General features: G+C 61.6%; 10 protein-coding genes and 1 rRNA gene (1 of these 11 running past the window's edge). 4 read left to right on the top strand and 7 right to left on the bottom strand.

The window, feature by feature from the left end:
* Window positions 1–610: ribosomal RNA gene (locus KH389_RS10105) — 16S ribosomal RNA — on the bottom strand (it extends 927 nt beyond the left edge of the window).
* A gap of 318 nt (window positions 611–928) precedes the next feature.
* On the bottom strand, window positions 929–1,210 hold the full coding sequence (locus KH389_RS10100) for a hypothetical protein (protein ID WP_213607288.1): 282 nt from the start codon (window positions 1,208–1,210) through the stop codon (window positions 929–931).
* 2 nt (window positions 1,211–1,212) lie between these two features.
* On the opposite strand from KH389_RS10100, the gene rhtA reads away from it, so the two are divergent.
* A complete protein-coding gene (rhtA, locus tag KH389_RS10095) occupies window positions 1,213–2,100 on the top strand; it encodes a threonine/homoserine exporter RhtA (RefSeq protein WP_100634752.1) in 888 nt (295 codons plus the stop codon).
* A gap of 181 nt (window positions 2,101–2,281) precedes the next feature.
* Window positions 2,282–2,563, top strand: coding sequence for a hypothetical protein (locus KH389_RS10090; protein ID WP_043859840.1), 282 nt, complete (start codon window positions 2,282–2,284; stop codon window positions 2,561–2,563).
* 43 nt (window positions 2,564–2,606) lie between these two features.
* Here the strand turns inward: KH389_RS10090 and KH389_RS10085 are convergent, their stop codons facing one another.
* From KH389_RS10085 to KH389_RS10070, 4 genes are all read right to left on the bottom strand, one after another.
* On the bottom strand, window positions 2,607–4,415 hold the full coding sequence (locus KH389_RS10085) for an aminopeptidase P family protein (protein ID WP_213607287.1): 1,809 nt from the start codon (window positions 4,413–4,415) through the stop codon (window positions 2,607–2,609).
* Window positions 4,416–4,469: 54 nt separating this feature from the next.
* Entirely contained in the window at window positions 4,470–5,630 is a 1,161-nt protein-coding gene (locus KH389_RS10080) for a cysteine desulfurase family protein (RefSeq protein ID WP_078480526.1), read from the bottom strand.
* Window positions 5,631–5,735: 105 nt separating this feature from the next.
* The gene (locus KH389_RS10075) at window positions 5,736–7,175 is read right to left on the bottom strand and encodes an FAD/NAD(P)-binding protein (RefSeq protein ID WP_213607286.1); all 1,440 of its coding nucleotides are present in this window, start codon (window positions 7,173–7,175) and stop codon (window positions 5,736–5,738) included.
* Between the two features lie 77 nt (window positions 7,176–7,252).
* Entirely contained in the window at window positions 7,253–8,233 is a 981-nt protein-coding gene (locus tag KH389_RS10070) for a GlxA family transcriptional regulator (RefSeq protein ID WP_054915729.1), read from the bottom strand.
* Window positions 8,234–8,337: 104 nt separating this feature from the next.
* Here KH389_RS10070 and KH389_RS10065 point away from each other — a divergent pair, with 104 nt between their 5' ends.
* The gene (locus tag KH389_RS10065; RefSeq protein ID WP_054915728.1) at window positions 8,338–8,895 is read left to right on the top strand and encodes a cysteine hydrolase family protein; all 558 of its coding nucleotides are present in this window, start codon (window positions 8,338–8,340) and stop codon (window positions 8,893–8,895) included.
* Window positions 8,896–8,902: 7 nt separating this feature from the next.
* On the opposite strand, the gene KH389_RS10060 is transcribed toward KH389_RS10065, so the two are convergent.
* Entirely contained in the window at window positions 8,903–9,466 is a 564-nt protein-coding gene (locus tag KH389_RS10060) for a helix-turn-helix domain-containing protein (protein ID WP_043859845.1), read from the bottom strand.
* A gap of 84 nt (window positions 9,467–9,550) precedes the next feature.
* Between KH389_RS10060 and KH389_RS10055 the strand changes: the two genes are divergently transcribed.
* Window positions 9,551–10,498 carry a DMT family transporter gene (locus KH389_RS10055; protein ID WP_078480523.1) on the top strand — a complete coding sequence of 316 codons (948 nt, stop codon included), beginning with the start codon at window positions 9,551–9,553 and terminating at the stop codon, window positions 10,496–10,498.
* Window positions 10,499–10,611: the final 113 nt, after the last annotated feature.

Here is a 10,611-nt window from a genome sequence, read left to right as displayed (position 1 = left end):
CCGGGGATTTCACATCCAACTTAACGAACCACCTACGCGCGCTTTACGCCCAGTAATTCCGATTAACGCTTGCACCCTCTGTATTACCGCGGCTGCTGGCACAGAGTTAGCCGGTGCTTATTCTGTCGGTAACGTCAAAACAGCAAGGTATTCGCTTACTGCCCTTCCTCCCAACTTAAAGTGCTTTACAATCCGAAGACCTTCTTCACACACGCGGCATGGCTGGATCAGGCTTTCGCCCATTGTCCAATATTCCCCACTGCTGCCTCCCGTAGGAGTCTGGACCGTGTCTCAGTTCCAGTGTGACTGATCATCCTCTCAGACCAGTTACGGATCGTAGCCTTGGTGAGCCATTACCTCACCAACTAGCTAATCCGACCTAGGCTCATCTGATAGCGCAAGGCCCTAAGGTCCCCTGCTTTCTCCCGTAGGACGTATGCGGTATTAGCGTTCCTTTCGAAACGTTGTCCCCCACTACCAGGCAGATTCCTAGGTATTACTCACCCGTCCGCCGCTGAATCGAAGAGCAAGCTCTTCTCATCCGCTCGACTTGCATGTGTTAGGCCTGCCGCCAGCGTTCAATCTGAGCCATGATCAAACTCTTCAGTTCAATACTGCTTGGGTTTTGAGAAAACCCTAAACTTGGCTCAGCATTCTCAAATGACTTACTTTCAAATCTTTCGATTTTCGTGCAGTCACTTGTGATGCTGATAATCTTTCTGACTATCAGTCTGAGCTCACAAGCACCCACACGAATTGCTTGATTCAATTGTTAAAGAGCGGTTGGTCAAGAACTTTTCGTCTCAACCGAGGCGCGCATTCTACGCTTTCCTCAGAGTCTGTCAAGCGTTTATTTTGAAGTTTTTCGTTTCACTTCAAACACTTGACTCGCTTCGATCTCTCGTAGCGGGAGGCGAATTATACAGCATTACAACCTGCTGTCAACCACCTTTTTCACCGCTGCCGATCTTTCGATCGAAGCACCTCCAGCCTGACCTGAAACGCCCAACTCGTTGATATTCAAGGAGTTTTTCGTTCCTGCTACGCCGGAAGTGGGGCGAATTATAGAGAGATTAAATCGCGCGTCAAGGGTTAATTGGCGATATTCGATGAACAAAGAAAGTTGCGCACTATATTGCTCATCTTCGCCTCCTTGCGCATCATAGACGCCAGGCCACACGCCTCTCTCTATATAAGGAAGCAACTCCAACAATGAACACCCACCCCCGCAGCCTGGCCTCCAGCCTCTTCCCCATTGGCCTGCTGCTAATTGCAATGGCATCCATCCAGTCCGGCGCCTCGCTGGCAAAAAGCATGTTCCCGCTGGTAGGTGCGCAAGGCACCACAACGCTGCGCCTGATTTTCGCCAGCCTCATCATGCTGGTGCTGCTGCGCCCCTGGCGCGCGCGCTTCACCTCCAGCACCCTCAAGTCGGTCATCATCTATGGGCTGGCATTGGGCGGCATGAACTTTCTCTTTTATATGTCCTTGCGCAGTGTCCCGCTGGGTATCGCCGTTGCCCTGGAGTTCACCGGCCCGCTGGCCGTGGCATTGTACGCATCGCGCAGGGCCATGGATTTCGTATGGATCGGTCTGGCAGTGGTCGGCCTGTTGCTGCTGATACCCATCGGGCAGACCGGGGCGGCCATCGACCTGGTAGGCGCCGGCTACGCACTGGGCGCCGGCGTGTGCTGGGCGCTCTACATTCTATATGGGCAGAAAGCCGGGGCCGAGCACGGCATTCAGACCGCCGCACTTGGCGTCATGGTTGCCGCACTGTTCGTTGCGCCGATCGGCATCGTTCATGCCGGCAGCGCCCTGCTCAACCCTGCCCTGCTACCCGTGGCGATTGGCGTGGCCATTCTGTCGACAGCATTGCCGTACAGCCTGGAAATGGTGGCCCTGACACGCCTGCCCGCCCGAACCTTCGGCACACTGATGAGCATCGAACCGGCATTCGGCGCATTGTCGGGACTACTGTTTCTCAACGAAGTGTTGAGCATGGCGCAATGGCTGGCCATCGCCGCGATCATTACTGCCTCGGTGGGTGCCACACTGTCCATGCGCAGGGAAAGCCCACCACTGGTCCCAGCCGACTGATTTGAGAAATATTTCCATTTGAACCTGTTTTTGTCATTGTGTCGCCATGGCACCCTGTTTAAGCTGTAATTCAATGCACTGCTTGAAGTTTTAACTTAAGACAAGGACGCGAGAGGCATCAGGAAGAGGCGCAGGTAACCGTCTCGGGCTTGCAGACCCGACACTCTTTGTAAGGACAGGAATGAAACGAATTTTGCTCATCCTAGCCATTCTGGCCATTGCTGGCTGTGCGGCGAACGCCAAAACTGAGGTCAAACACGGCAAGAAGGGCATGCACATCAACTGCTCGGGCCTGTCGTCTTCATGGAACAAGTGCTACGCCAAGGCCGCCAGTTCCTGCGGCACCAAAGGCTACAAAGTCGTCGCCAAGTCTGGCGATGGCGAAGACGAGCCAGGGGACTACCCCTTCGGTCTCAACCCCGCCGGCTACACCAGCCGAAGCATGATCGTCATCTGCAAGTAACGAAAAAGGGCAACCCGCAGGTTGCCCTTTTTCATGTGCCCGATCAGACAGCTTCGGTTCTTTGTTCCAGCCAGTGCAGAGCAGCACCTGCCAGCAGTGGCGAAAGCCGTTCACGCACCGTGCGGTGGTAATCATTGAGCCATTCGCGTTCTTCGCTGCCCAGTTGCTCAGGCAACAGGCATCGTGTGTCGATAGGGCACAAGGTCAGCGTTTCGAATTCAAGAAAGTCACCAAAACCACTCTTGCCCGAATCCCGGGTGAACACCAGGTTCTCGATGCGCACGCCCCACTGCCCAGGCCGATAGGTGCCCGGCTCGATGGAAGTGATCATGCCGGCCTGCATGGCTGTGTGCGGTGCAGGCGAGGCCTGATAGGCAATCACCTGGGGCCCTTCGTGCACGTTCATGAAGTAGCCGACGCCGTGGCCGGTGCCATGCCCGTAATCCACATGCTCGGCCCATAACGCTGCTCGGGCAATCGCATCGAGCAAAGGCGAGGCAATGCCCCGCGGAAAACGCGCCCTGGATAGTGCAATCATGCCCTTGAGCACCCGCGTGCAATCCACCTTCTGTTCCAGGCTTGGCGTGCCGATGGGCACCATACGGGTAATGTCGGTGGTCCCTCCCAGGTACTGCCCACCTGAATCGATCAACAACAGCCCATCACCTTCGATGAGCGCATGCGAGGCGTCGGTGGCGCGGTAATGCGGCATGGCCCCATTGCTGTTGAAGGCGGCAATGGTAGCAAAGCTTGGGGACACATGACCGGGACGTCGAGCCCGGGCTGCGCCGAGCAAGGTGTCAACACTGACCTCGGTAAGGGTCGAATGCCCCAGTGCGGCTTCGAAGTCCGCGAAGAACTCGCACAACGCCGCACCGTCCTGTTCCATCACCTGCCTGATATGAACGAGGTCCGCCTCGCTCTTTCTCGACTTGGACAGAACGCTTGGATTGATGCCTTCGAGCAGCTGCACCTGGGCACCGAGGTTGGCCAGCAACCCGCTGGTCACCCGTGCCGAATCTACCAGCAGGACACTGCCCGCCTCGATGCCTGCCAGCGCGCTGCCCACTGCTTCATACTCGCGCAGTTGCACCCCGTCAGACTCAAGTGCCTCGCGCACAGCGCTGTCGACCTTGCTCGATGCCACGAACAGAATGGCCTGATGCTGACCGATCAATGCGAAGGAAACGAATACCGGGTTGTATGAAACGTCGCTGCCACGCAGGTTGAACAGCCAAGCGATGTCATCCAGCGTCGCAATGAAATGCCAATCTGCGCCGCGCTCCTTGAGCGTTGTGCGCAGTTGCGCCAGCTTGTCGGCACGGCTGACGCTCGCGTGCGGCGGCAGGTGCTGGTAAACCGGGCTGCCTGGCAACGCAGGCCGCTCCAGCCACACCTGTGCCAGCAGGTCCCTGTCACTGAGCAGGCGCACATTGCGCACCCTGAGGCGATCCTGCAGCTGCCGCGCCGACGCCAGTTGCATCACCGCACCGTCTACTGCCACCGTGCCGCCTGCGGGCGCCTGCTCTGCCAGCCAGTCAAGGGCCCCCGGCTGACCCGGCATCAGCTTCATCAACGCGATGCCGCTACCCGCCAGCTCCTTTTCGGCCTGCTCCCAGTAACGACTGTCGGCCCACAGCCCGGCAAAATCGGCCGTCAGCACCAGCGTACCCACCGAGCCATGAAACCCGGACAGCCATTGGCGCCCCTGCCAGTAGCCTGGAAGGTATTCGGACAGGTGCGGGTCTGCCGAGGGCACCAGCAGTGCATCGACCCCTTCGCGGTTCATCACTGCACGCATGCGCGCCAGGCGCGCGGTTACTGCTTCCTGCATTCCAGGCTGACTGTTCATTATGTTGTGCCACCACCGCGACCAATGTTCTGGTGGACGATAATGAAGCAGCACTCAACCGTGGGCAACCGCCCAGAAAGGCACATTGTGTAACGCTGCGTGGATGGCACCGGCAGCGGCGTCGATATCCTCTTCGCGGGTATAGCGCCCCAGGCTCAGACGCAACGTCTGCCGTGCCGCACGCTCGTCATGCCCAAGCGCCAGCAGCACATGCGAAGGCGCACTGCTGGCCGAATTGCAGGCCGACGTCGAGGAAAACGCCAGCGTACGGGCCAGCGCCTGCAGATCGATACCGTCACCGCCAAAGGTCAGGCTCAACGTATGAGGGATGCGCTGGACAGGGCTGCCGTTGAGCCCCAGGCCGGGAATATCGGCCAGCTGCTCCAGCAGCCGCTCACGCAACCGGTGCATACGTGCAACTTCCTGCTGCTGCACCTGCCCGGCCAGTGCGAAGGCTGCGCCCATGGCGGCAATCTGGTGAGTGGCCAGGGTGCCCGAGCGCAATCCGTTCTCGTGCCCGCCACCGTGAATCTGTGCCTGCAGCAGCGGCGCGGCGCGCTTGCCGACGTAGAGCGCACCGATCCCTTTGGGCCCATACACCTTGTGCGCCGAAAACGACATCAGGTCCACCGGCCAGCGTGACAGGTCGATAGGCACCTTGCCTGCCCCCTGGGCGGCATCCACATGCAGCAATGCGCCGTGGCGGCGCACCCGCTCGCCGATGGCCTGCACATCGTTCAGGGTGCCCAGTTCATTGTTGACCAACATCAGCGATACCAGAAAGGTGTCGTCACGCAGCGCCGCCGATACCGCCTGTTCAGTGATCAACCCCTGGGCATCGGGGCTCAGCCACGTCACCTCGATGCCTGCCAGCTCGAGCTGTCGGGCAGTATCGAGCACGGCCTTGTGCTCGATGCGGCTGGTGATGACATGCCCACCTGTGCGGCCCTGAGCCAGCCCTTTGAGGGCCAGGTTGTTGGATTCGGTGGCACCCGAAGTCCAGATGATCTCGTCGGCCCGCGCCCCTACCAGGCCGGCGACCTGGGACCGTGCCTGCTCGACCGCCAGGCGTGCCTGCTGACCATACCGATGGGAGCTGGAAGCCGGATTGCCAAAACGCCCGGATACCCCCAGACACTCCACCATTACCTGAATGACTCGCTCGTCGACGGGTGTCGTGGCGGCGTAGTCGAAATACAGCGGGAGTGTGGTCATGGCCAGGCGCTTCCTGAATGCGTGGAGTAGTCGTGCATCTATAGTGCACGAACACGCATAGAACCATTAATTATCAATTTTCATATTTATATAACAAAAATATCATTACGGTGATGACTCAGGCTCCCGCGTCAGACGAGCAGCCAATCCCTTGGCCTGCAACGCCACATCGGTGACGGCAGTACTTTCCCACCACAGGCCACGCAGCGGCGGGCCCATCGCAAACAGGCGCGTACTGACCGCGCCATCGGCATCGATCACTGCGCCCTGCGGGTCGACATCAATTCCAAGGGCCAGCGGCCCTGGCCGGATCAGCCTGCGCTGCAACAACGCTTGCGGTAGCGGGCGTGCCACGCGCCGCCAGTCATATTCGATACCGGTGGAGTTGACCAGTGCGGCACCCTCAACCCGCGTCGCCTGGGCCTCGCCGCGAAACCGCAGGCGCACCCCCACCCCGGCTCCGGTAGCCGGTTCGACCCTCTGCAGGGAGGCCGCATGAATATGCAGGCGCCCCTCCTGGCGCAACCGCTCCAGCAGCGCTGCACCCTGGGGCGGCGAACGGTGATGATGGCTTTCCCACCAGGGCCGCACATGGCGCACGAACTGGCGGCGTTCGCGGTCACTGGCCTGGCTCCACAGCCTGGGGATATGCACCCGCACAGTGTCCAGCGGGGCCTGCCAGTCGATGCCCTGGGCCAACGCCAGCCTGCATTGCCGGCGCAGCGCACGCAGCAACTGGCGCGGGCTGCGCAGCGAAGGGTCCGCCTCGAGAAAATCCTCCCAGGGCGGTGGCTGACGGCGCTCGTGGGGCCACAACCCGTGGCGCGAGAATACCTCGACAGGCCCACGATGCCCGGCCAGTTGCAACGACACCAGGGTGTCGACCATGGTCAGCCCGGAACCGATGATCAACACTGTGCCTTGCGGGTCGATCGTCCGCATGGCGGCCACGTCCCAGGGGTCGATGGCTGCGGCGTTGAGGCTGTTCTCACCCACCTGCGCCGTGCGCGCCGCGGCAAACATGCCGGTAGCCAGCACCGCCTGGCGCGCCTGCACCCGGCGCCCATCCTGCAATTGCGCCTGAACCCTGTCATCGTGCACCTGCAGGTCAACCACCTCGGTACACACATGCTCCAGCGTGGAGCCGGCCTTGGCGCCGACACGCTCGGCCTCTGCCAGACGCTGGCGGGCATAGCGACCGAACAGACCTCGCGGCGGGAACAATTCGGCCACCGGCACGCCCTGCTCGGCGGATTCGGGCCACTGCCCGGCATCGATCTGCTGTTGCAGCCAGTGGGTCAGGTCATCGGGATTGTCCGGATCGACGCTCATGCGCGCCGCATTGCCATTGAGGGTATGACCGTTTTCGGTAGCGCTGTAGGCTTCGCCACGCCCCAGCTCCCCACGCGGCTCGACCACCAGCAGGCGCCGGCGTCCGGGGCGACGCAGCAATTGCGCCGCCAACAAGGCGCCGCTCAGGCCACCCCCGATGATCAGTACATCCGCCATGTCGTCGCAGGCAGGTGCCGGTTGTTGTTCGTGCATCGGTATCTCCTTTCCCGGGAGACCGGATAATAAGCAGCAATCCACCGCAAGGGCAGCGGTGCGGTACCAAAGGAGGATCAGCCCGCAGGCCCGACCACGTGCTTGCGGTACTCGCCTGGCGCAAGCCCTGTGACCTTGTGGAAGACCTTGCGAAACGCACCAGGGTCCTGGTAGCCAACACCCCAGGCGATCTGGTCGATGCTGCGGTTGGTGAACTCGAGCATCCGGCAAGCGCGCCCTACCCTCACCTGCTGACAGTACTCGGTGGGTTTGAGGCCGGTGGCGCTGCGAAAACGCCGCAGGAAGGTGCGCTGCTCGAGCCCTGCGCAGTCGGCCATCAAGGCCAGGTTGACCTCCCGCGCCCCCGTGCTCTGCAGCCAGTGCTGCACCTTGAGCACCGCTTCGTCGCCATGGTCCAGGCGCGGGCTGAACACGCTGCCCGGCCCAGGCATGGCATGCACTGGCGCCACCGCGAGAAATCGCGCCGTCTCAGCCGCCAGGGTCTGCCCCTGGAAGCGCTCGACCAGCTTGAGCCCCAACTCGGTCCAGGCCATCAATCCGGCCGAGGTAATGATGTCGCCATCTTCCAGCAACGGCAGGTTGGCCTCGACCTTGACCAGGGGAAAGCGCTCGGCCAGCGATTGGGCAAAATTCCAGTGAGTAGTGGCGGAGCGACCGTCGAGCAGGCCGCTGGCGGCAATGAAGAACACCCCGACACACACCGACACCAGCAGCGCGCCTTCGCGGTGCCACTGGCGCAGGTCGTTGCAGAAGCGATCGATCAGGTCGGGGCCCGGCTCCTCGGTCAGGCTGGGCGGGATGATCATCACTCGCGGGCGGTGATGCGCCTGCGGGTGACTGTCGAAGCTCACCGCCAGCGGCTGTCCCGGCATCTCGGCCCAGTGGCACACCCGCAGCAGCGGGCTGCGTCGCGCCCCGAGGTCCGCGGCCATGCGGTTGGCCACCGCGAACAGGTCGGTCAGGCCATGCACTGCCGCCATCTGGGCACCTGGGTAAACCAGAATACCGATCTCGACCTGATCGCCGATTGCATCCATTGTCAGTTTTTCCCGCCAATTTGTCGGTCGCGCCAATGCGCAAGCCTGTCGCACAAGCCTATAACTATCAGCACGTCACAACCATTCTCCTGAAGGACTGCACCATGAGCAAACAGGCACTGATCATCGTCGACATCCAGAACGACTACTTCCCCGGCGGCAAATGGACGCTGCACGGCGCCGATGCGGCCGCCGACAACGCCGCACGGATCATCCAGGCTGCCCGCGAAAACGGCGACCTGGTGGTCCATGTACGTCATGAGTTCGAGTCCGCCGATGCACCTTTCTTCACTCCGGGCTCCGAAGGCGCGCAGATTCATCCGAAAGCAGCCGCTCGCGAGGGCGAGCCGGTGGTGCTCAAGCACAACGTCAACAGCTTTCTGGGCACCGACCTCAAGGCCCTGCTCGACCAGCACAAGATTACCGGCCTGACCCTGGTCGGCAGCATGAGCCACATGTGCATCGATGCCGCCGCCCGGGCCGCCTCGGACATGGGCTATGGCACCACGGTGGTGCACGATGCCTGCGCCACCCGCGACCTGGAATTCAACGGCGTGGTCGTACCGGCGGCCCAGGCCCACGCGGCGTACATGGCATCGCTGGCCTTCGCCTACGCGCAGGTGGTCTCCACCCAGGAGTGGCTTGACGCCAATCGGCGCTGACAGGCCTTCAGATCACCACGTTGCGCACGAAGCGCGTCGCCACGTCGCCATCGTTGCGGTAGGCATGCATGCGGTTGCTGGCGAAGCTGTAGAAATCGCCAGCCGCCAGCACATGTTCCTGCGTTTCTATCACCAGGGTAAGGCGCCCCTCGAACACGTAGATCTGTTCGCTCCAGCCGTCGAAATCGGCCTCGGCCGGGTACACCTCGCCCGGCTCCAGGCGCCACTCCCACAACTCCACCTCGCGGCTGGCCCTGGAACTGGCCAGCAACACGGCCTTGCTACCGGGGTGCACACCGGCCCAGGCCAGTTCGTTTATGCGATCAGGGTCACGGCTGTCAGGTGCCTGGATCAGGTCGCTGAACGCCACCGACAAGGCCTCGGCGATCAGGTCGAGGGTGGTCAGGCTGACATTCTTTTCACCCGCTTCTATTGCCACCAGCATGCGTCGGCTGACACCGGATTTTTCTGCAAGGGCGCTCTGGCTCAGCTCTGCCGCATGGCGCAGGCGCCGGATATTCTGGCTCACGTGCTGAAGCACGGAGGCCCGCTGACTGGAATCTTTGTGCACTATATTGCTCACTCACATGACTTGCGCAGTATACTGCCCACCTTCCGACGCATTGTGCGTCGCTCGCCCCACGTGTGCAAGCCCATGACCTCGCCGACCACTGCCCGATCCCTCTTCCTTTCATTGCGCCTGAGCAAGGCCGAACTGGTGCTGGTGTTCATCACCATGCTCTGGGGCGCCACTTTTCTGCTGGTGCATAACGTGATGACCGTCAGCGGCCCGATGTTCTTCGTCGGCCTGCGCTTTGCAGCGGCGGCGCTGTTTGTCGGAGCGTTCAGTGCGCGTGCGCTGTCCGGCCTGACCTGGTTCGAAGTCAAGGCCGGCGTGCTGATCGGCGCCTCGATCATGCTGGGCTACGGCCTGCAGACCGTGGGCCTGCAAACCATCACCAGCAGCCAGTCGGCATTCATCACCGCCTTGTACGTACCTTTTGTACCGCTGCTGCAGTGGCTGGTGCTGGGCCGGCGCCCGGGGCTGATGCCGAGCCTGGGCATTGGCCTGGCGTTCGCCGGACTGATGCTGGTGGCCGGCCCCAGTGGCAGCTCGCTGCAGTTCAGCCCCGGCGAAATCGCCACGCTGATCGGCGCCGTGGCGATCGCAGCCGAGATCATTCTGATCAGCAACTATGCCGGCAAGGTCGACGTGCGCCGCGTGACCGTGGTGCAACTGGCTACCGCGTCGGCGCTGTCGTTCATGATGGTGGTGCCCACCCGGGAAGCCCTGCCGGACTTTTCCTGGCTGCTGCTGGGCAGTGCCGTCGGCCTGGGCGCCATGAGTGCGGTGATCCAGGTGGCAATGAACTGGGCCCAGCAATCAGTCTCGCCCACCCGGGCTACGCTGATCTACGCTGCAGAGCCGGTATGGGCCGGTATCGTCGGCCGCCTGGCGGGCGAGCGTCTGCCGGGCATCGCACTGCTCGGCGGGCTACTGATCGTGATCGCGGTGGTGGTTAGCGAACTGAAGATCAAACGCCGTGGCGAGCCCCTCGGCGCCAGTGATGACGATCAACAGGTGCAACAAACGGACCGGTAATCTGCAATAGCGGCACAATTCTTGTAAAAAACTGTTATAAAAAAACGCGTTGATGAGGCGCAAAAGTAGGATTCTGCGACAGCTTGCGTGTTGGTGATCGACGGGGCGCCACG

The sequence above is a fragment of the Pseudomonas qingdaonensis genome, assembly GCF_018398475.1.
Lineage (GTDB): Bacteria > Pseudomonadota > Gammaproteobacteria > Pseudomonadales > Pseudomonadaceae > Aquipseudomonas > Aquipseudomonas palmensis.
This window is presented reverse-complemented; position numbering and strand designations above follow the sequence as displayed.